This is a genomic window from Metallibacterium sp. (assembly GCF_054637675.1).
In genome coordinates, this window is sequence record NZ_JBTSRB010000009.1 from 48,947 (window position 1) to 68,717 (window position 19,771).

The window sequence follows — 19,771 nt, forward strand, 5'->3', positions numbered from 1 at the left end:
GCTTGGGGCATGAATCAACTCGCGCACTCCGACAGCCTGTATCTGCGCCAGCATGCCGACAACCCGGTGGACTGGTGGCCCTGGTGCGACGCGGCGCTGGCCGAGGCACGGCGGCGCGATTGTCCGATCCTGCTGTCCATCGGCTATGCCGCCTGTCACTGGTGCCACGTCATGGCGCACGAGAGCTTCGAGCACGGCGACACCGCGGCGGCGATGAATGCGGCCTATGTGTGCATCAAGCTCGACCGCGAGCAGCGCCCGGACCTGGATCGCGCCTACCAGCGCGCCCAGCAGGCGCTCAACGGCCGCCCTGGCGGCTGGCCGCTGACAGTGTTCATCGATCCGCATACGCTGCTGCCGATCTTCGCCGGCACCTATTTCCCGCCGACACCGCGCCACGGCCTGCCGGCGTTCCGCCAGGTACTGGGCGGCATCGCCACGGCGTGGCGCGAGCAGCGCGAAGACATCACCCGGCAGGGTGCGCAGTGGCACGAGTGGCTGGCCGCCGCCGAGACCACGCCGGCCCCGGCTGGCACTGAAGCATCCGATCCCGTGGCGCACGCTCTGGCGCAAATCGAATCGCGCTTCGATGCCGAGCACGGCGGCCACCGCGGCGCGCCCAAGTTTCCGCAGGCCAGCGAGCTGGAGCTGCTGCTGGACCTCGCCGAGGCCGATCGGCCCGAATCGGAAACGGCGCGGCGCATGCTCGTCACCACGCTCGATGGCATGGCGCGTGGCGGTTTGCACGACCACATCGGCGGCGGATTCTTCCGCTACTGCGTCGATGCCGACTGGGGCATCCCGCACTTCGAGAAAATGTTGTATGACAACGCGCAACTGCTGCCCGTGTACGCACGTGCAGCCGCGTTGCTGCAGCGCCCGGACTATGCGCGCGTCGCCCGGCTATGCCTGGCGTGGATGCAGCGCGAACTGCGCCTGCCCGGCGGCGCCTGGGCCAGCGCGCTGGATGCCGACAGTCCTGGGGGCGAAGGCGCCTGCTACGTGTGGACGCGCGAGACGTTGGCCGCGGCACTGCCGGATGCCACGCTGCGCGCGCAGGCCGAACACGATTTCGGCCTGGATCGCGCGCCCAATTTCGAGGGCCACGCCTGGCATCCGCGCCTGGCAACGGCCAGCGCCCTGATGCGTGAGGATGCCGATGGCAGCACCCTGCGTAACGCGCTGTTGGCCGCGCGCCAGCAGCGCCCGCCCCCGGCGCGCGATGACAAGGCGCTGACTGCGTGGAACGCGCTGGCCAGCGCCGGCCTGTGCCGCGCCGCGCGTGCGTTGCGCGCCCCCGAACTCGTGCAGCCCGCCGCGGACGCGCTGGCCGCGCTGCGTGGCGGTGCCTGGCGCGACGGCGTGCTGTACGCGCAGGCCGGCAGCGCAACCAGCGTGCCGGGTTTTCTCGACGACCACGCCTACCTGCTCGATGCGCTGCTGGAGCTGCTGGCGTGGCGCTGGAGCACGCAGGATTTCATCTGGGCGCAGGCGTTGGCTGCGACTTTGTGCGCCGCGTTCGAGGATCACGCGCGCGGCGGTTTTTTCTTCAGCATGGCCGAGCACGCCACGCCGCTGGGGCGCGAACGCGGCTTCGAGGATTCCAGCCAGCCCAGCGGCAATGCCATCGCCGCTTTCGCGCTGCTGCGCCTGGGCCATCTGTGTGGCGAGTCGCGCTGGGTCGATGCCGCCGCGCGCGCGATCCATGCCGGGCACGCGGCGCTGGCCGAATATCCCGCCGCCGCGCCCAGCCTGCTGCGCGCATGGCGCGCGTGGCAGCAACCCGAGGCACAGTTGATCGTGCGCACTTCGGACCATGAGCAGCACGCCTGGAACGCGGCACTGGCGCGCCTGCCGGCATCCCAGCATGCGTACGTCATCCCCGCGGATGCCACCGCACTGCCGCCCGTGCTCGCCGCGCGCGCGGCTCTGCGCGGCGGCGTGGCCTACCTGTGCGAAGGGTTCACTTGCCGCGCGCCAATAACGCGCCCCGAAGAGCTGATCGCGGTGTTCAGCGCCACATAAGCCTCACCGCACCAGCAGGCGCGGCCCGAGGATCAGCACCCAGGTGGCGATGACGTTGAGCATCAGCACGAACACCGCGGCCGAACCCATGTCCTTGGCGCGACCGGCCAGTTCGTGGTGTTCGGCGCCGTAGCGCTCGATCACGGCCTCGATCGCGGAATTCAGCAGTTCGGCGGCCAGCACCAGCAACAGGCAGCCGAGCAGCAGCGCCTTCTGCACGCCACCCTGCCCCAGCCACAGCGCCAACGGCGCCAGCACCACGAACAGATACACCTCGAGCCGGAACGAGCTTTCCACTTTCCAAGTGATGGCCAGCCCTTGCAGCGACCAGCGCAGCGCACGCCACATGCCACGCGGACCGCGCGGCAGCAGGCTCGCGCCCGAGCGCAGGTCAGGCACGCCGCGCGTGCTCAGGCGGCAGCCGGGCCACGCCAGGCGACGTCAAGTTCCTTCACCGCCTTGACGTCATCCAGCCGGCGCACCGGCGTGGTGCGCGGCGCCTGCTTCAGCGCCTCGGGGTCGTCCTTGGCCTGCTGCAGCAGACTCGCCATGACCGCAACGAACTGATCCAGCGTGTCCTTGCTCTCGGTCTCGGTCGGCTCGATCAGCAGGCACTCGGGCACCAGCAGCGGAAAATAATTGGTCGGCGCGTGGATGCCGTGGTCGAGCAGCGCCTTGCTGAAATCTAGCGCGGTGACGCCACTGAGTTTTTTCTGCGGCGCCACGGTGACGATGAACTCATGACTGGCGCGGCGCGCCGGATAGGCCAGGGTGAAGCCGGCCTTGCGCAGCTCGACCGCCAGATAGTTGGCGTTGAGCGTGGCGTACTCGGCCACGCGGCGCATGCCTTCGCGGCCCAACAGGCGCGCGTAGATGTAGGCGCGCAGCAGCACGCCGGCGTTGCCGGCGAAGGCCGACAAACGTCCGATGCTCAGCGGGCGATCCTTCTTGCGCGCGTAGCCATAGCGGCCATCGGCGCGCTTCTCCACGATGGGAATGGGCAGGAACGGCTTGAGCCGCTCGGATACGCCCACCGCGCCCGCGCCCGGACCGCCGCCGCCATGCGGCGTGGAGAAGGTCTTGTGCAGGTTCATGTGGATGGCATCGAAGCCCATGTCGCCGGGCCGCACCTTGCCGAGGATGGCATTGAGGTTGGCGCCGTCGTAATACAGCAGGCCACCGGCTGCATGCACCAGATGCGCGATTTCCCGGATGCGCCGTTCGAACACGCCGATGGTGCTGGGGTTGGTCAGCATGATGCCGGCGGTGTTGGGGCCGAGCACGGATCTCAGCGCCTCGATGTCGATGTCGCCATCGGCCAACGTGGGGATCTCGCGCACGCTGGCGCCGCACATGGTGGCGGTGGCGGGGTTGGTACCGTGCGCGGCATCCGGGACGATGATTTCGGTGCGCGCCAGATCATCGCGGTGGCGGTGGTAGGCCATGATCATGGCGACGCCGGCGAACTCACCCTGCGCGCCGGCCATGGGCGTGAGCGATACGCCGCCCCGCATGCCGGTGACATCGGCGAGGATTTCCTGCAGCTCGTACATGCACGCCAGAAAACCCTGACTGAGCGATTCCGGCGCGTAGGGATGACGGCTCAGAAAGCCATCGAGCATCGCCAGCGAATTGCAGACGCGCGGGTTGTATTTCATCGTGCACGAACCCAGCGGGTAGAAGTTCGTGTCGATGGAGAAATTCTTCTGGCTGAGACTGGTGTAGTGGCGCACCACGTCCATCTCGGACACTTCCGGCAGGCCGATCGGCGTGGCGCGGCGCAAGGCGGCCGGCAGATCGTCGGGCAGCGCGCAGGCAGGAGGCATCTGGGCGGCCGCGCTGCGGCCGGGACGCGAGTGCTCGAAGATCAGCATGGAGCGGGCCATCCGGGAGATACCAAGCGCGAATTGTGCCACAACGGCTGACACGCTCCGGCCCTGGTGACAGCGCGCGCAGCCGAGACTCGGCACCGCCGCCCATCACCCAGCCGCATGCGCTAACCTTCGCCGGCTTTGGAGCATGGCTGCGGCCACGCCTCCCACGCCCACCCTCACGGAGCCACCATGGCGACCACCCCCGATCCTTCGCTGCCGGCACCTTCGCAGACACGCTCGTTCGTGACGATCTTCCTGATCGAGATGTGGGAGCGCTTCGGCTTCTACGGCATGCAGGCGCTGATCGTTCTGTACATGGTGCAGCGCCTCGGCTTTGACGATACCCGCGCCAATCTGGTCTGGGGCGCGGCCACCGCATTGATCTACGTGGCGCCGGCGATCGGCGGCTGGGTCGGTGACAAGGTTCTGGGCACGCGCCGCACCATGCTGCTGGGCGCGATCATCCTCGGCCTCGGTTATGCACTGATGGGCTTGCCCACCGACAACACCTGGGCGTTGTTCGGCGCGCTCAGCGTGATCACCGTTGGCAATGGCTTGTTCAAGCCCAACTCGGGCAACCTGGTGCGCAAGATCTACGAGGGCGACGACTCCAAGATCGACAGCGCCTTCACCATCTACTACATGGCGGTCAACATCGGCTCGACCTTCTCGATGCTGTTGACGCCATGGATCAAGGATTACGTGAATCGGCACTATGGCAACCATTTCGGCTGGCACGCGGCATTTCTGGTCTGTGCGTTCGGACTGGTGATTGGCTTGGCCAACTACAGCCTGATGCGCTCGACCATGCGCCATATCGGTTCACAGCCGGATGAACGTCCGTTGCACCTCGGCCACCTTCTGCTGGTACTGCTGGCCGGCGCGCTGCTGGCCGTGGGCGCGGCGGTGGTGCTGAACTACGAGACGCTGGCCGAGATTTTCGTGTACGGCGCTGGCGTGGTGCTGCTGGGCATTTTTGCCCATCTGATCAGAAGCAGCGACCGCAGTGAGCGCTCCGGCTTGATCGCGGCGCTGGTGCTGGTGGTGCAGACCATTTTCTTCTTCATCTTCTATCAACAGATGTCCAGCTCGCTGACGCTGTTCGCGCTGCGCAACGTGGATTGGAACCAGAACCTGTTCGGCTGGCACTTGTTCACCTGGAATCCGGCGCAGTACCAGGCGCTGAACCCACTCTGGATCTTCGTGCTCAGTCCACCGCTGGCGTGGATCTACACCTCGGCCGGCAAGCGCGGCAAGGATTTGTCGATCGCGGCCAAATTCGTGCTGGGCTTCGTGATGGTGGCGCTGGGTTTCTTCATCTATGGCGCGGCCGGACATTACGCCGGGGTCGACGGCAAAACCTCGTCGTGGGTGATGATCTGGGGCTATGGCTTCTATTCGCTGGGCGAGTTGCTGGTCAGCGGTCTCGGTCTGGCCATGATCGCGCGCTACGTGCCGGCACGCATGGGCGGTTTCATGATGGGCGCGTACTTCGTGGCGGTGGGCATCTCGATGTATCTGGGCGGCGTGGTCGCCAACTTCGCCAGCGTGCCGCGCAATCTGGTCGATCCGCTCAAAACCCTGCCGGTCTACACCGCGCTGTTCAACAAGCTGGGTTGGGCAGCCTTGGTCTGCACGCTGATCGCGCTGGCGGTGCTGCCGCTGATGCGTCGCCTGTCGGCAACACACAACAGCCATGCCACGCAGAACGGCACCAGCGGGCACTGATCCGGCGCTTGCGCGCGGCGCCACGGCGAATCGCGGCGACAACGGCCTGTTCCGCCTCGGCCCGCGCGCGCTGGCGATCACGCTGGCGTGGCTGCGCCTGACCGCGATCACCGGCCAGACCCTGGCGGTGCTGTTCGTGGCTTACGCCGTGCCGCTGGCGATTCCGGTGCACGCACTGCTGGCCGGCATCGGCGTGCTGCTGCTGTTCGAGATCGCCACCGTGATGCGCCTGCGCCTGGGCTGGCCGGTCAGCGAACTCGAGGCCATCGGTCACATCGCCGTGGACGTGCTGGTGATGGGCTACTTGCTGTACCTGAGCGGCGGCGCCAGCAATCCCTTCGTCACCCTGCTGCTGGTGCCGATCGCGCTGGCGGCTGCCGCGCTCTCGCGCGCCGGCATCGCCGCGGTGGCGGTGCTGAGCGGTGCGATCTACGGTCTTCTGCTGCGCTGGTATCAGCCACTGCCGGCCATGGCCGGCGGGCATGGGGCTGATTTCAGCCTGCACGTCATCGGCATGGCCATCAACTTCGCCATTGCCGCGCTGCTGCTGGGGGTGTTCATCGCGCGCCTTGCCGGTGCGCTGCGCGGCGAGCAGATGCGCCTGCAGCGCTTGCACGAGCGCGCGCTGCGCGACGAGGGCATCCTGGCCATGGCCACGCAATCGGCAGGCGCCGCGCATGAACTCAACACGCCGCTGGCCACGCTGCGCATGCTGCTGCACGAGTTGATTCCGGCGCCGTCCACCTGCGAACCACTGCGCGAGGATCTCAAGCTGATGGCGCAACAGGTCGATCGCTGCAGTGAGATCCTGCGCGAGTTGGTGGCGGTCGGCCGCGCGCAACTGGACGGCGATTGCGAAACCCTGAGTCTCGGCGCATTCGTGCGGCGCTGCACGGATCGTTTCCAATTGCTGCGCCCGGAGGCTGATACCGATCTGCAACTGCGCGCCGAGGATGCCGATTTGCCGGTGCGTATTCCGGCCGGGCTGCAGCACGCGCTGATCAATCTGCTGAATAACGCGCTCGATGCCTCGGCGCAGCTCGGTTCCACCCAGGTCGCGCTCAGCGCGCGCCGTGGCGTGCGCTGTCTGGAGTTCCGCGTGCGCGATCACGGTCCCGGCTTTGCCGATCCATCACGCTCGCCTGATAGTCTTGGCGTCAGCGGCAAGGATCACGGTCTGGGCATCGGGCTGGCGCTGGCCGAAGCCACCGCTGATCGCCTGGGCGGCGATCTCGATGCCAGTAACGCGGCTGGCGGCGGCGCCGAAATTCGCCTGCGCCTGCCACTGCTGGCCCTGCTGTCGGAGCGAGATGGCGAGCCGGCGCCGACTGCCGCGCACTGCATTCCCGAGGAAACCCCATGAGCGAGAGCGCACCGAAATCCACGCCTCAATCCCTGCTCATCGTCGATGACGACATGGCCTTTACCAGCGTATTGGCGCGCGCCATGAACGCACGCGGCTATATCTGCAGCGTCGCGAATGGCGCAGCGACGGCCCTGCAGCTTGCGGCGCAGTCGCGCCCGGCCTACTGCGTGCTGGACCTGAAGCTGGGCGAGTCCAACGGACTCAAGCTGATTCCTGAACTGCTGCAGGCCGCGCCAGGCATGCGCATCTTGCTGCTGACCGGCTATGCCTCGATCGCCACCGCGGTGGAGGCCATCAAGCGCGGCGCGCACGATTATCTGGCCAAGCCCGCCGATGCCGATCAGATCGCGCGCGCGCTGGCCGCCCATGCGCCGCGTCAGTCCACCATGGCCGCGCCACCAGCGGATGCACCGCCGCCACTGAAGCGTCTGGAGTGGGAGCACATCCAGCGCATCCTCGGCGAGACCGGGGGCAATATCTCGGAAGCCGCGCGACGTCTGGGCATGCACCGGCGCACCCTGCAGCGCAAGTTGGCCAAGCATCCGGTTCGCGAGCGCCCCAATCCCGGCCACGAATGACCGCGCACCAGGCGCTGAACCGGGACACGGTGTCGCGACGCTATCAGGACACCCGGCACCAGCGAGCCGCCGCTAACGCCGCCCGCCGGGGAAGCTGCGCTTGCTGTGCGTCATGCGCTTCTGCGCGTCCACGTACACCAGCATGGGCTGAAACTCGGCGGCGGCGTCCATTTGCGCCCAAGCGGCGATGGTCAGCAAGTGCCCGGGGCGCACGCACCGCGCCGCGGCGCCATTGACCGAGATCGTGTCCGAGCCTTCCTCGGCGCGGATCGCGCAGGTCACGAGGCGCTCACCGTTATCCACTCCAGGCGCAATGCGCCGCTTGTTGCGATGCAGTGCGCAGCGCAAAGCACGCGTGAGCAACATTCAGGACGCGGCGAACGGCAGATTGTCTATCAAGCGCGTGCTGCCCAGGCGCGCCGCGATCAGCGCGATCAACTGCGCAAAAGGCGCATCGCCTGATGCCGGCTGCAGGGTGTCGGCCACGCGGATCGCGCAGTAGTCCGGCGCGAAGCCGGCGCGCTGCAGACGCTGTACGGCGGCGTGTTCGATGACCGCGTGGGTGTGGCCTTGCTGCGCGGCCGCACGCATCCACAGGAGCGTGGCGTGAATCAGCGGCGCGCGCGCGCGCTGCGCGGCATCGAGATACAGATTGCGCGAACTCAGCGCCAGGCCGTCGGCTTCGCGCACCGTGGGCAGAGCGATGATCTCCAGCGCCATGCCGAGATCGCGCTGCAGGCGCCGCACCATTTGCAGTTGCTGCCAGTCCTTCTCGCCGAACACCGCGTAATCCGGCTGCACCATGGCGAACAGCTTGGCCACCACCGTGGCCACGCCGTCGAAATGCCCGGGGCGATGCACGCCCTCCAACACTTCGGTGATCCCGGGCACGTGGATGCTCAGCGCGTCCTCTGATCCGCAGGGATACATCACCTCGACCGTGGGCGCGAATAGCAGATCGCAGTCGAGCGCGGCGAGTCCGGCCTGATCCTGCGCCAGCGTGCGCGGGTAGCGCGTGTAATCCTCGTTCGGGCCGAACTGGGTGGGATTGACGAACACGCTGGCAACCACGCGCGGTGCGCACTGCTGCGCGCGCCGCACCAGCGCGTAATGACCGGCATGCAAGCTGCCCATGGTCGGCACCAGCGCAATGCGCTGGTCCTGTTGACGCCAGGCGCGCAACGCGGCGCGCAGGCTGGCCAGATCGTGCACGGTCTGCATGTATTCCTCGCGATTCAAAACGCGCGCCGGGCGGCGTGCGACATGGCTTCAGTAGACGTGCTCGGCGCCAGGAAATTCCCGGCCACGCACCGCCGCGACATAAGCCTTGATCGCGTTCGCCACGCTGCCGGCATCGCCCAGAAAATCCTTGCTGAATCTGGGCCGTTTTCCGGACGTGATGCCGAGCATGTCGTACAGCACCAGGACCTGACCATCGCAATCGACACCGGCGCCAATGCCGATGACGGGAATCTGCAGCGCCTGGGTGATGCGCGTGGCCAGCGGCGCGGGCACGGCTTCGAGTACCAGCAACTCGGCGCCGGCCGCTTGCACCGCTTGCGCATCGTTGAACAAGCGCTCGGCGGCATCCTGCTCGCGGCCCTGCACCTTGTAGCCACCAAGGCGGTGCACCGCCTGCGGCGTCAGACCCAGATGTGCGCACACCGGCGCCTCGCGCGCCACCAGGTCAGCGATGATCTCGCATACCCAGCCGGCGCCTTCCAGCTTGAGCATGGCCGCGCCGCACTCGCCGAGCAGACGCGCGGCGGCTTCGCGCGCATGCGCGGTGTCGCGATAACTCATGTACGGCAGGTCGGTCACCAGCAGCGTGGCGGAAAGTCCGCGCGCAACCAGGCGGGTGTGATAAGCCATGTCATCCAGCGTGACTGGCAGCGTGCTGTTGCGTCCCTGCACCACCATGCCCAGCGAATCGCCGACCAGCGCCACGTCCACGCCTGCCGTTTCAATCAGCGTCGCGAAGCTGGCGTCGTAACAGGTGAGCATGGCGATTTTCTCACCACGCGCCTTCATCGCGCGCAACATGGGAATGGTGACGGCCTTGCGCGCAGGCGCGGCGGCTTCGACGTACATGGAATTCTCCGGCAAGTCGCGATTATGCGCGCGTCGCGAGCATGCTCAAACCTGCCCAGGCAACGGCTGACACGCGCCAGCGTCGACGCGCGCCAACAGTTCGCTCACGCTGGCATTGGCACCCGGCACCCGCAGCCGCGGCGCGATCTCCGCCAACGGCAGCAGCACGAACGCACGCTCGACCAGGCGCGGGTGCGGTATCTGCAAATCGGCTTCGTCGATGCACGCATCGCCATACAGCAGCAAATCCAGATCCAGCGTGCGCGGCCCATAGCGCACGGCGTCGCGCACACGGCCATGCGCGCGCTCGATGCCCATCAGTTCAATCAGCAGCGCGCGTGGTGTCAGCGTCGTTTCCAAGCAGGCCGCGGCGTTGCAGTAATCCGGCTGCGGCTGTGGCCCCCAGGCCGGCGTGCGCCACAGCCGCGAGCGCGCCTGCAAGCGCGTGTGCGCAAGCGCATCAAGCGCGCTGAATGCCGATCGCAATTGCGCTTCGGGCTGTCCGAGATTGGCGCCAAGGCCGATGTAGGCCAGGGTCACGCGTCGCTACCGCCACCGGATTTGCGCTTGCGCTGGCCACCGCGTCGGCGTCGGCGCGTGGCCGTGGGCGCGGCGCCATCACCCGCATCGGATTCCGCCTGCTCGGCCGAAGCGGCATGTGCGGGCAACACGGCGCCAGACTGTTCCTGCGCGGTCGTCCACCACGCCGCGAGTTCGGCCAATGCGGGCTCCTGCTCGACGCGCAGCAGCAGGAAGTCGTAAGCCGCGCGAAAACGCGGATGCGCCAGCAGGCGCTGCACGCGACCGCGCGCACTGCGCACTGTGAAGCGCGGTTGCAGCGCCCAGATTTCTTCCATCACCACGCCGAAGCGGCGCGGAATGGCAACGCGCTGCGCCTGCTCCGCGATCGCCTGCTGCCCAGCGCGGTGCCATGCGGCGCTGGCCTCGACGCCGGACTCCAGCAGGCGCGCGGCCTCGGGCTGCACCTCGCTCCACAGCAGCACCGCGAAAGTGAACGCCGGCGTCACCGGCTTGTCCTCGCGCACGCGCGCATCGGTATTGGCCAGCGCGCGTTCGGTCATGCGCCGCAGCGTGCCGTCGCGATCGCGGGTCAGCGCGGCAGCCAGCGCCGGCAGCAGCCAGCGCAACAAGCCGTAGCGCTCCAACTGGTGAAAACTGGCCAGTCCGTACCCGGCCATGAACAGCTTCAGCGCTTCATCGAACAAGCGCGCCGGCGCGACGTCCGCCAGCAGCGGCGCCAGTTCCGCGATCGGCGCGGCGCTGGCATCGGCGATCTCGAAACCCAGCTTGGCCGACAGCCGCGCCGCGCGCAGCATGCGCACCGGATCCTCGCGATAGCGCTGTTCCGGCTCGCCGATCAGGTGCAGTTCGCGCTGCTCAAGGTCTTCCAGCCCACCGACGTAATCGCGCACGCTGAAATCGCTGATGTCGTAGTACAGCGCGTTGACGCGGAAGTCGCGGCGCAGCGCATCCTCCTCGATGCTGCCCCAGATGTTGTCGCGCAGGATGCGGCCGTCATCGTGCACCTGACGTTCGCCCTCGCCATCCTGGCCGCGCAGCGTGGCCACCTCGACGATCTCGCGCCCGAACACCACATGCGCCAGGCGAAAGCGCCGCCCGATCAGCCGGCAATTGCGAAACAATTGCCGCACCTGCTCGGGTGTGGCATCGGTGGCGATATCGAAATCCTTGGGATGCCCGCCCAGCAGCAGATCGCGCACCGCGCCGCCGACCAGATACGCGGCATAGCCCGATTCATGCAGGCGATACAGCACGCGCAGCGCGCCGGAACTGATGTGCTTGCGCGAAAGCGTGTGCGCGGCGCGTGGCACGATGCGCAGTTCGGGGGTCGGGAAATTCCGGTTTTCCGGGTTCAAACGGAGCGGTTCCTGGACGTTCGTCGGAGTGCGCCGCAGCAGGCGCGAGAAGGCATTGCCGATGGAAAGCATCTCGCTATACTAGCGCCTCTTTGCACGGCCGCGCTCCCATCGTCTAGCGGTCCAGGACGTCGCCCTCTCAAGGCGAAAACACGAGTTCGATTCTCGTTGGGAGTGCCACTTCAACTCCACGCCGGTGCCCGCCATGGCCTTCGTCGTCACCGACAACTGCATCAAATGCAAGTACACCGATTGCGTTGAAGTCTGCCCGGTGGACTGCTTTCACGAAGGCCCGAATTTTCTCGCCATCGATCCCGATGAGTGCATCGATTGCACCCTGTGCGAACCGGAATGCCCGGCCAAGGCGATTTATCCCGAGGACGACGTGCCGGCTGGCCAGGAAGGCTTCGTCGCGCTCAATGCCGAGCTGGCCAAGGGCTGGCCCGTGCTGACCGAGCGCAAGGACGCCCCCGAGGATGCCGCCGAGTGGGATGGCAAGCCCGGCAAGCTGCCGCTGTTGCAGCGTTGAGGCGGGTAGCGGCCGAAGCACTGTCCTCTCCCGCAGAGGCGCGCGCCAACAGGTGACGGTCCACGCACCGTCGTGCGGCCTTGGGCGACAGCGAACCCGCACCGGCGCCGGGCGCCGCCCGGCCCGGCCCTCGCGCGCAGCGCTCGGGCGTTCGCCAGCGCATGCTCTGCCCGCGGCAGATCATCAACGCGCCGCCCGGCCCGGCCCTCGCGCGCAGCGCTCGGGCGTTCGCCAGCGCATGCTCTGCCCGCGGCAGATCATCAACGCGCTGCCTCACCCCAGGCGTTGCAGCAACGCCGCCTGCAACTGCTTTACCGCGGCCTCGGGACCCTGCAACTCGACGCGCGCCTTGTCGCCATCGGCGACCACGCTGACCTCGACGAGGCTGCGGACCACGTGCGTCTTGGCGCTGGAGAAGATGCGCGAGAAGAAGCCCTTGGGCTTCTCGGTCACCGTGGTATTCACTTCGACGCGATAAGCGTGGGTCGCGGCATCCGCATTCTGCACGTTGCCGATGTCGCCTTTCTTGAGCGCCACGCCGACGCGATTGTAGACACTGTCGACGGTATCGTTCAGCAGCAGGCTGGCGCTGCCCTGCACGGCGCCGACGGCGGCCAGCGTGCCCGGAGGCGCGGCCTCGGGCGCGCCGCTGGCGGCGGGTACGCCGGGCAGCGCTGGAATGCTCAGGGCCGCGGCGTTGGCGGGCTTCTCCAGATCCGGCGGAACTTCCAGCGGACGTTCCTGCACCGCCGCATGCCATTGCTGGTCGCGTGTGTTGGAGTGGAACCAGCTGCAACCACTGCCAAGTGCGGCCAGCGCGAGCAGTGCGATCAGGGGAAGCTTTTTCATGCGTGGGGTTCCGTGGGTAAATTGCGTGAATCAATCAGGCGGCGCTGGCAACCGGGGTCAGCGCGGCCAGTGAGTGTACGAGTCGCGCGCGCGCCGCGCCGGGTTCGAGCTCGGTCAGCGGCAGACGCAAGCCGGCGCGGCAGATGCCGAGCGCAGCCAGACCCGCCTTGACCGCGATCGGATTGGGCGCGCATTCCAGCGCCTGGATCAGCGGCGCGAGGCGCGCGGCGTGCTGTTCGACAGCGGTGCGATCCGCGCGCAAGGCAGCATCGCACAGCGCGCGCATCGCCGTCGGCACCAGATTGTTGACCACCGATATCACACCCTGCATGCCGGCCAGCATGGCGGTATGCGCGCTGGCGTCATCACCGGAGAACACCGCGAAGCCGGGTTGGGCGAGTGGCGCGACGGCCGCGATGCGCGCGGCATCGCCGCGGGCTTCCTTGAGGCCGATGATGTTGGCGTGGCGCGCCAACTGCGCCGTGGTTTCCGGCAGCAGATCGCAACCGCTGCGGCTGGGCACGTTGTACAACACGATGGGCAAACCGCCGTGCTCGGCCACTTCGGTGAAGTGGCGCAGCAAACCCTGCTGCGTGGGCCGCACGTAATACGGCGTGACCACCAGCGCGGCGTCGGCGCCCAGCACCTGCGCGCGCCGCGTCTGCTGCACGCTGGCGGCGGTGGCGGCGGCGCCGGTGCCGGCCAGCACCGGCACGCGGCCGCGCACATGCTCAAGCGCGAAGGCGAGCAGGCGTTCCCACTCGGCTGCCTCGAGCATGTGTGCCTCGCCGGTGGAGCCGGCAACGACCAATGCCTGCGTGCCACCAGCCAACTGGTAGTCGATGAGACGGGCACAGGCTTCGAGATCAAGCGCGCCGTCAGCCGTGAATGGCGTAGCCAGCGCGCAGATGCTGCCGGAGAGCTGCACGGCGCAATCCACAAGGTGAAAGACGCAGCGATGTTACTTGCGGCGCGCGCGCGCGGGCAAGTAAGCTGAAACCTGCATGCGCAGCCGCGATCACGCCCGGGAACCGCTCTTGAACACCACTGCACCGCGTAGCGGCAGCGAACATTTCCTGCTCATCCAGACGCTCACCCCGACCGCACAATCCCCACTGCTCGCGCTGGCGCGCCGCGTCGCCGACTCGGGTTGCGCGCTGGGCGACGCGCGCGTCAACACGCTCGGCGCCGATGTCTCGGTCACCCTGCTGGCGCAGGGCGCGTGGGACGCGGTGGCGAAACTCGAAACCGCGTTGACGCGCATGGCGCGCGATCCCGATCTGCATCTGGTCAGCTATCGCAGCGGCCCGCGCCAGCCGCAGCAACACCTGTTGCCCTATCTGATCGAGGTCATCGCCGCCGATCGCCAGGGCGTGCTGACCGAGGTGCTGGATTTCTTCGCCGAGCGCCAGATCAGCATCGAGCAGCTCAGCTCGCAGCGCTATCAGGCCATGCAAACCGGCGCCGAGATGTTTTCCGCGCAAATCACCCTGGGCATTCCGGCCGAGCTGCACATCGCCGCGCTGCGCGACGAGTTTCTTGAACTCTGCGACGGCTTGAATCTCGATGCTGTCATGGAGCCGGTGAAATACTGAATGCGTGACTGATCGAGGAGGCTGCCGCATGATCGATGTTGGTGCACCCATTCCCGACCTGCCGCTGGCGCTGTCCAGCGGAACCACCACGCAACTCAGGGATTACGCCGGCCACTGGCTGGTGCTGTACTTCTACCCCAAGGACAGCACCCCAGGCTGCACCACCGAGGGCATCGAGTTCAACGCCCTGCTCGACCAATTCAAGCGCCGCGAGGCAGTGGTATTGGGCGTATCGCGCGATTCGCTCAAATCGCACCAGAACTTCCGCGCCAAGCAGGGCTTCAAGTTCGATCTGGTCAGCGACGCCGACGAGGCCTTGTGCCAGGCCTTCGGCGTGATCAAGCTGAAGAACATGTACGGCAAGCAGGTGCTGGGCATCGAGCGCAGCACGTTTCTGATCGCACCGGATGGCAGCGTCGCGCAGGCGTGGCGCGGAGTGAAGGTGCCCGGCCACGCGCAAGTGGTTGTGGACGCGATCCCCGCCAAGTGACCCCCCGTTTCCCCCAGCGCGCACCCGGCGGTTCGCACCGCGACGGGCGCGCTTTCGCATGTCGTTCCCCCCGCCACGAGGACACCCGCCCATGAGCCGCGGCAAGCGCATCTACGCCCTCGATACCAACGTGCTGCTGCACGATCCGACCGCGCTGTTCCGTTTCGAGGAACACGACGTGTTCATTCCCATGAAAGTGCTGGAGGAACTCGACGAGAAGAAAAACGGCAGCTCGGAGCTGGCGCGCAACGCGCGTCAGGCCAGTCGTTTTTTCAACGAACTGATCGAAGGCGCAGGGCGTGGCGGCATCAACGGCGGCTTGCCGTTGCGCAATCCGGGCGGCGTTTCGCTGGGACGCTCGGACGCGCGCGGCAAGCTGTGGTTCCAGAGCAAGCCGGGCAACGGCAATGGCTCGCCCGACAACCAGATTCTCGGCGCCGTGCTGGCGCTGCGCGAAGCGCAGCCGGACACGCCGGTGGTGCTGGTCAGCAAGGACATCAACCTGCGTATCAAGGCCGGCATCCAGGGTTTGTCCGCCGAGGATTACGAAAACGACCGCGCACTGGACGACTTCGCGCTGCTGTTCGCCGGTCACGCCGAGTTGCCCGATAACTTCTGGCCCAGCCACCCGGAACTGCGCTCGTGGGCCGAGCGCGGGCGCACCTACTACGAGTTGACGCCGCGCAAGCACGAGCAGTGGTATCCGCAGCAGTGCCTGTACCTGCCCGGTGAAAACAGCGTCGAACTGCGCGTATTGAGCATGCACGATGGCAAGGCGCGGCTGGTGCTGCTGGACGATCACAGCCACAGCAATCACGCCGTGTGGGGCATCTCGGCGCGCAACCGCGAACAGAACTTCGCGCTCAACGTGCTGATGGACCCGGAGGTGGATTTCGTCACCCTGCTGGGCACCGCCGGCACCGGCAAGACGCTGCTGGCGCTGGCCGCGGGCCTGGCGCAGGTGATGGATCAGCAGCGCTACCGCGAGATCATCATGACCCGCGCCACGGTATCGGTGGGCGACGACATCGGTTTCCTGCCCGGCACCGAGGAGGAGAAAATGACGCCGTGGATGGGCGCGCTCACCGACAACCTCGAAGTGCTGACCAACCCCGAGGAAGGCGGCAGTTGGGGTCGCGCCGCCACCAACGATCTGATCACCTCGCGCGTCAAGGTGCGCTCGCTGAGCTTCATGCGCGGCCGCACCTTCCTCAACCGCTATCTGATCCTGGACGAGGCGCAAAACCTCACCCCCAAGCAGATGAAAACCCTGGTCACGCGCGCCGGCCCCGGCACCAAGATCGTGGCCCTGGGCAATGTCGAGCAGATCGACACGCCGTATCTGACCGAGACCAACTCGGGCCTGACCTACGCCGTCGACCGCTTCAAGGCGTGGCAGCACTCGGCGCACATCACCCTGCGCCGCGGCGAGCGCTCGCGGCTGGCGGATTTCGCGTCGGAAGCGCTGTGATCAAGCCGGGGCTCGGGACTCGGGACTCGGGACTCGGCTTGGGTCGTGGCAAGCACGATGGCGCGGGCTCAGGACGAACGCGAGGCGCGGCCCCATGAAACATCGAACGCGTACGCCATCCGAAACACATGGCGCTTTTTCCCGAGTCCCGAGTCCCGAGTCCCGAGCCCCGTCACTTGAGTCCCGAGTCCCGGCCATACCCATCGTCCTCACCATCGCCGGCTCCGATTCCGGCGGCGGCGCCGGCATCCAGGCCGATCTCAAGACCTTCATGGCGCGCGGCGTGCACGGCACCAGCGCGATCACCGCGGTGACGGCGCAGAACACGCGTGGCGTGCGCTCGGCGCACGTGCTGCCGCCGCGCGAGGTGCGCGCGCAGATCGAGGCCGTGTTCGCTGATTTCCCCATCGCCGCCATGAAGATCGGCATGCTCGCCGATGCCGCGACCATTCGCGCGGTGGCGCGGGCGCTGCGCGCGCATCCGGCGGTGCCGCTGGTGCTCGATCCGGTGATGATCGCCACCAGCGGCGCGCGCCTGCTCGATGCGCGCGCGGTCGCGGTGCTGATCGACGAACTGCTGCCGCTGGCCACGGTGCTGACGCCCAACCTGCCCGAAGCGGCGGCGCTGACCGGACTGGACGCGCACGACGCGCGCCTGCGCCCGCGCATGCTCGATGCCCTGCTGGCGTTGGGGCCAGACGCGGTGTTGCTGAAAGGCGGCCACGCGCGCGGACATACCGTCACCGATCTTTATCGCGATGCGCAGGGCAGCCTCGCCATCGTGCACGCGCGCAAGCCGGGCGAGGCACACGGCACCGGCTGCACCCTGGCCGCGGCGCTCACCGCTGAACTGGCCAAGGGCCACCGTCCACGTCGCGCCGCGCAACTGGCCGTGGCCTATGTGCAGCGCGCCCTGGCGCGCGGCCAGATTCTGGGCAACGGCGGTTTGCTGCTGCTGCGCCACTGATCCCGGCGCGCATGGCTGCGGCACAGGCCGGCGCATGATCCTGCGAACGACTTACGCCGCCGCATGACTCACGGCACTGTAATATTTCCGCAAGACAACCTAGCTTTGCCGCACTTTGCCTGCGGGGCTCAGCACCCGCGTCCGCGAGCATCGCCATCCGCGCCGCAATCCACAGCAACGCCGAGTCCACCAAGGAGTTTCCACCCATGCAGCTTTCGTGCATCAAGCCCGTCGTCCTCGCTATCGGCCTCGCGCTGTCCTGTGTTGCCGCCGCCCGCGACAGCAGCGTGTTCAACATCAATGAGCTGGATACCCAGGTCAGCGCGTGCAGCAACCTCAACGCGTTCGTCAACGCGAAGTGGGTGGCCGCGCATCCGATCCCGGCCGACAAGACGCGCTGGGGCGCCTTCGACGAACTGGCCGAGAAATCGCTGAATATCCAGCACGAGATCGTGCAGCAAGCGGCTAAAAACGCGACTACGGTCAAGCCCGGATCGATCGAACAGAAGATCGGCTACTTCTACGAGAGCGGCATGGACCAGGCCGCCATCGATGCCGCCGGCATCAAGCCGCTGCAGCCCGAGCTGCATGCGATCAGCCAGATCATCACGCAGCCGCAACTGGTCGACTATCTCGATGCCAGCTTCGCCAAGGGTCAGGGTGGGCTGTTCGCGTTCGGCTCCGGCGCCGACTTCAAGAACGCCAAGATGCAGATCGGCTACGCCTTCCAGGGTGGCCTGGGCCTGCCCACACCCGACTACTACACCAAGCCCGAGTTCGCCGAGAAACGCGCGCAGTACCTGGCCTACATCGGCAAGATGCTGCAACTGGGCGGCGAGCCGGCCGAGCGCGCCGCACACGAAGCGCGAGCCGTGCTGGCCTTCGAGACGCGCCTGGCAAAAGCCTCGCTGAACCCGGTGGCGCTGCGCAATCCGGCCAACCAGTACCACTTCGTCAGCGTCGCCCAGGCCGACCAGGGCACGCCCAACTTTTCCTGGCGAAAGTTCTTCGCCGCGCAGGGCGTCGAGGTGCAGGGCTTCTCGCTGTCGCAGCCGAAGTTCTTCGCCGAGGTCGGCCGGATGATCGGCGAGGAGCCGATCGCTACCTGGCGCGCCTATCTGCGCTTCCACGCGATCTCCGGCGCGGCGCCCTACCTGTCCCAACCGTTCGTGGATGCGCGCTTCGATTTCTACAACAAGACACTGGGCGGCCAGCCGCAGATCGAGCCGCGCTGGAAGCGCGTGCTGGCCGCGGTCAACAACGAGATGGGCATGGCGCTGGGCGAGCTGTACGTGGCCAAGACCTTCACGCCCGAAGCCAAGGCGCGCGCGCTGGCCATGGTCAACAACCTGCACGAGGCGTTGCGCCAGCACATCGAGGCGGTCGGCTGGATGGGCCCGGCCACCAAGGCCAAGGCCATGGAGAAGTGGAAGACGCTGCTGCCCAAGATCGGCTATCCCGACAAGTGGCGCGACTGGCACGGCCTGACGGTGACGCCGGATGACTACTTCGCCAACGTCGAGCGCGCCAGCGCCTTCAACTACCGCTATGACCTCGCCAAGATCGGCAAGCCCACCGACCGCTATGAATGGGCGATGACGCCGCAAACGGTCAACGCCTACTACGACCCCACCAACAACACCATCAACTTTCCGGCCGCGATCCTGCAGCCGCCGTTCTTCTATGCCAACGGCGACGACGCCATCAACTACGGCGGCATCGGCGCGGTGATCGGCCACGAGATGACCCATGGCTATGACGACGAAGGCAGCCAGTTCGATGCCTACGGCAACAACGTCAACTGGTGGACCAAGGCCGACCGCGCCGCCTTCGAGGCGCGCACCGGAAAGCTGGTCAAGCAGTTCGACGGCTACTCGCCGCTGCCGGGCAAGCACATCAACGGCAAGCTGACGCTGGGCGAGAACATCGCCGACCTGGGCGGGCTCAACATCGCCTATACCGCCCTGCAGAACGCCATGAAGAAAGATCCCAAGCTGGCCAGCGAAAAGATCGACGGCTACAGCGAGAACCAGCGCTACTTCATGAGCTGGGCGCGCGTGTGGCGCGGATCGGTGCGCCCAGCGCGCGAGGAAGTGCTGCTCAACGTCGATCCGCACTCGCCGGCGCAATTCCGCGCCATCGGCGCGCCGTCCAACATGCCGGCGTTCTGGCAGGCGTTCCACTGCAAGCCCGGCCAGCCGATGGTGCGCGCCGGCGCCAGACAGGTGGTCATCTGGTAAGCGCGGCCGACCGCGCGGCACCCAAGGGGCGCTGCGGCGCCCCATTTTCCGGGGGCTTGCGCATCTTGCT

General features: G+C 67.3%; 19 protein-coding genes and 1 tRNA gene. 11 read left to right on the plus strand and 9 right to left on the minus strand.

Annotated features, from left to right (window positions below; all coding sequences use genetic code 11):
• The first annotated feature begins 9 nt into the window (after positions 1-9).
• Positions 10-2,025 (plus strand): thioredoxin domain-containing protein, encoded by a 2,016-nt coding sequence (locus tag ACYDAT_RS04980; RefSeq protein ID WP_461448766.1) that lies wholly within the window; start codon positions 10-12, stop codon positions 2,023-2,025.
• Between the two features lie 3 nt (positions 2,026-2,028).
• Here ACYDAT_RS04980 and ACYDAT_RS04985 read toward each other — a convergent pair whose 3' ends face one another.
• Together ACYDAT_RS04985 and gcvPB are read right to left on the minus strand one after the other, a co-directional pair.
• Positions 2,029-2,373: a diacylglycerol kinase gene (locus ACYDAT_RS04985; protein ID WP_461448806.1), complete on the minus strand. Its 345-nt coding sequence runs from the start codon at positions 2,371-2,373 to the stop codon at positions 2,029-2,031.
• A 62-nt stretch (positions 2,374-2,435) separates the two neighbouring features.
• The gene (gcvPB, locus tag ACYDAT_RS04990; protein ID WP_461448768.1) at positions 2,436-3,911 is read right to left on the minus strand and encodes an aminomethyl-transferring glycine dehydrogenase subunit GcvPB; all 1,476 of its coding nucleotides are present in this window, start codon (positions 3,909-3,911) and stop codon (positions 2,436-2,438) included.
• A 177-nt stretch (positions 3,912-4,088) separates the two neighbouring features.
• Between gcvPB and ACYDAT_RS04995 the strand changes: the two genes are divergently transcribed.
• Genes ACYDAT_RS04995 through ACYDAT_RS05005 form a run of 3 tightly spaced genes read left to right on the plus strand, consistent with a single transcriptional unit; the run spans position 4,089 to position 7,571 of the window.
• Positions 4,089-5,627 carry a peptide MFS transporter gene (locus ACYDAT_RS04995; protein ID WP_461438920.1) on the plus strand — a complete coding sequence of 513 codons (1,539 nt, stop codon included), beginning with the start codon at positions 4,089-4,091 and terminating at the stop codon, positions 5,625-5,627.
• Complete coding sequence (locus ACYDAT_RS05000; RefSeq protein ID WP_461438919.1) at positions 5,596-6,990, plus strand: ATP-binding protein; 1,395 nt, start codon at positions 5,596-5,598, stop codon at positions 6,988-6,990. The genes ACYDAT_RS04995 and ACYDAT_RS05000 overlap by 32 nt, the downstream gene beginning before the upstream one ends.
• Complete coding sequence (locus ACYDAT_RS05005; protein ID WP_461438918.1) at positions 6,987-7,571, plus strand: response regulator transcription factor; 585 nt, start codon at positions 6,987-6,989, stop codon at positions 7,569-7,571. The genes ACYDAT_RS05000 and ACYDAT_RS05005 overlap by 4 nt, the downstream gene beginning before the upstream one ends.
• Positions 7,572-7,643: 72 nt before the next feature.
• Here ACYDAT_RS05005 and ACYDAT_RS05010 read toward each other — a convergent pair whose 3' ends face one another.
• From ACYDAT_RS05010 to pcnB, 5 genes are read right to left on the minus strand one after another with little or no spacing between them, the layout of a single operon-like run.
• Positions 7,644-7,937, minus strand: coding sequence for an aspartate 1-decarboxylase (locus ACYDAT_RS05010; protein WP_461441147.1), 294 nt, complete (start codon positions 7,935-7,937; stop codon positions 7,644-7,646).
• Complete coding sequence (panC, locus tag ACYDAT_RS05015; RefSeq protein WP_461448770.1) at positions 7,938-8,792, minus strand: pantoate--beta-alanine ligase; 855 nt, start codon at positions 8,790-8,792, stop codon at positions 7,938-7,940.
• A gap of 48 nt (positions 8,793-8,840) precedes the next feature.
• The gene (gene panB, locus ACYDAT_RS05020; protein WP_461448772.1) at positions 8,841-9,662 is read right to left on the minus strand and encodes a 3-methyl-2-oxobutanoate hydroxymethyltransferase; all 822 of its coding nucleotides are present in this window, start codon (positions 9,660-9,662) and stop codon (positions 8,841-8,843) included.
• Positions 9,663-9,707: 45 nt separating this feature from the next.
• Positions 9,708-10,202 (minus strand): 2-amino-4-hydroxy-6-hydroxymethyldihydropteridine diphosphokinase, encoded by a 495-nt coding sequence (gene folK, locus ACYDAT_RS05025; protein WP_461448774.1) that lies wholly within the window; start codon positions 10,200-10,202, stop codon positions 9,708-9,710.
• Positions 10,199-11,560, minus strand: coding sequence for a polynucleotide adenylyltransferase PcnB (gene pcnB / locus ACYDAT_RS05030; protein ID WP_461448776.1), 1,362 nt, complete (start codon positions 11,558-11,560; stop codon positions 10,199-10,201). Before pcnB ends, folK begins: the two co-directional genes overlap by 4 nt.
• A gap of 104 nt (positions 11,561-11,664) precedes the next feature.
• Between pcnB and ACYDAT_RS05035 the strand changes: the two genes are divergently transcribed.
• Positions 11,665-11,740, plus strand: a tRNA-Glu gene (locus ACYDAT_RS05035).
• 25 nt (positions 11,741-11,765) lie between these two features.
• On the plus strand, positions 11,766-12,089 hold the full coding sequence (gene fdxA / locus ACYDAT_RS05040) for a ferredoxin FdxA (protein WP_461438912.1): 324 nt from the start codon (positions 11,766-11,768) through the stop codon (positions 12,087-12,089).
• Between the two features lie 273 nt (positions 12,090-12,362).
• Here fdxA and ACYDAT_RS05045 read toward each other — a convergent pair whose 3' ends face one another.
• Both ACYDAT_RS05045 and dapA read right to left on the minus strand, forming a co-directional pair.
• Positions 12,363-12,938 (minus strand): hypothetical protein, encoded by a 576-nt coding sequence (locus tag ACYDAT_RS05045; protein ID WP_461438911.1) that lies wholly within the window; start codon positions 12,936-12,938, stop codon positions 12,363-12,365.
• A gap of 34 nt (positions 12,939-12,972) precedes the next feature.
• Entirely contained in the window at positions 12,973-13,866 is an 894-nt protein-coding gene (gene dapA, locus ACYDAT_RS05050) for a 4-hydroxy-tetrahydrodipicolinate synthase (protein WP_461438910.1), read from the minus strand.
• A gap of 76 nt (positions 13,867-13,942) precedes the next feature.
• Between dapA and ACYDAT_RS05055 the strand changes: the two genes are divergently transcribed.
• From ACYDAT_RS05055 to ACYDAT_RS05075, 5 genes are all read left to right on the plus strand, one after another.
• Positions 13,943-14,533: a glycine cleavage system transcriptional repressor gene (locus ACYDAT_RS05055; protein ID WP_297904315.1), complete on the plus strand. Its 591-nt coding sequence runs from the start codon at positions 13,943-13,945 to the stop codon at positions 14,531-14,533.
• A gap of 28 nt (positions 14,534-14,561) precedes the next feature.
• Complete coding sequence (locus ACYDAT_RS05060; RefSeq protein WP_461448778.1) at positions 14,562-15,023, plus strand: peroxiredoxin; 462 nt, start codon at positions 14,562-14,564, stop codon at positions 15,021-15,023.
• A 91-nt stretch (positions 15,024-15,114) separates the two neighbouring features.
• Entirely contained in the window at positions 15,115-16,494 is a 1,380-nt protein-coding gene (locus tag ACYDAT_RS05065; protein WP_461438908.1) for a PhoH family protein, read from the plus strand.
• 94 nt (positions 16,495-16,588) lie between these two features.
• Complete coding sequence (gene thiD, locus ACYDAT_RS05070; protein WP_461448780.1) at positions 16,589-17,461, plus strand: bifunctional hydroxymethylpyrimidine kinase/phosphomethylpyrimidine kinase; 873 nt, start codon at positions 16,589-16,591, stop codon at positions 17,459-17,461.
• Positions 17,462-17,667: 206 nt separating this feature from the next.
• Complete coding sequence (locus ACYDAT_RS05075; RefSeq protein WP_461448782.1) at positions 17,668-19,701, plus strand: M13 family metallopeptidase; 2,034 nt, start codon at positions 17,668-17,670, stop codon at positions 19,699-19,701.
• Positions 19,702-19,771: the final 70 nt, after the last annotated feature.

Excerpts from the sequence above, each read along its gene's own strand:
- ACYDAT_RS04980 (WP_461448766.1), top strand. The coding sequence starts at position 10 with ATGAATCAACTCGCGCACTCCGACAGCCTGTATCTGCGCCAGCATGCC.
- ACYDAT_RS04985 (WP_461448806.1), bottom strand. The coding sequence starts at position 2,373 with ATGTGGCGTGCGCTGCGCTGGTCGCTGCAAGGGCTGGCCATCACTTGG.
- gcvPB (WP_461448768.1), bottom strand. The coding sequence starts at position 3,911 with ATGGCCCGCTCCATGCTGATCTTCGAGCACTCGCGTCCCGGCCGCAGC.
- ACYDAT_RS04995 (WP_461438920.1), top strand. The coding sequence starts at position 4,089 with ATGGCGACCACCCCCGATCCTTCGCTGCCGGCACCTTCGCAGACACGC.
- ACYDAT_RS05000 (WP_461438919.1), top strand. The coding sequence starts at position 5,596 with ATGCCACGCAGAACGGCACCAGCGGGCACTGATCCGGCGCTTGCGCGC.
- ACYDAT_RS05005 (WP_461438918.1), top strand. The coding sequence starts at position 6,987 with ATGAGCGAGAGCGCACCGAAATCCACGCCTCAATCCCTGCTCATCGTC.
- ACYDAT_RS05010 (WP_461441147.1), bottom strand. The coding sequence starts at position 7,937 with ATGTTGCTCACGCGTGCTTTGCGCTGCGCACTGCATCGCAACAAGCGG.
- panC (WP_461448770.1), bottom strand. The coding sequence starts at position 8,792 with ATGCAGACCGTGCACGATCTGGCCAGCCTGCGCGCCGCGTTGCGCGCC.
- panB (WP_461448772.1), bottom strand. The coding sequence starts at position 9,662 with ATGTACGTCGAAGCCGCCGCGCCTGCGCGCAAGGCCGTCACCATTCCC.
- fdxA (WP_461438912.1), top strand. The coding sequence starts at position 11,766 with ATGGCCTTCGTCGTCACCGACAACTGCATCAAATGCAAGTACACCGAT.
- ACYDAT_RS05045 (WP_461438911.1), bottom strand. The coding sequence starts at position 12,938 with ATGAAAAAGCTTCCCCTGATCGCACTGCTCGCGCTGGCCGCACTTGGC.
- ACYDAT_RS05055 (WP_297904315.1), top strand. The coding sequence starts at position 13,943 with ATGCGCAGCCGCGATCACGCCCGGGAACCGCTCTTGAACACCACTGCA.
- ACYDAT_RS05060 (WP_461448778.1), top strand. The coding sequence starts at position 14,562 with ATGATCGATGTTGGTGCACCCATTCCCGACCTGCCGCTGGCGCTGTCC.
- ACYDAT_RS05065 (WP_461438908.1), top strand. The coding sequence starts at position 15,115 with ATGAGCCGCGGCAAGCGCATCTACGCCCTCGATACCAACGTGCTGCTG.
- thiD (WP_461448780.1), top strand. The coding sequence starts at position 16,589 with ATGAAACATCGAACGCGTACGCCATCCGAAACACATGGCGCTTTTTCC.
- ACYDAT_RS05075 (WP_461448782.1), top strand. The coding sequence starts at position 17,668 with ATGCAGCTTTCGTGCATCAAGCCCGTCGTCCTCGCTATCGGCCTCGCG.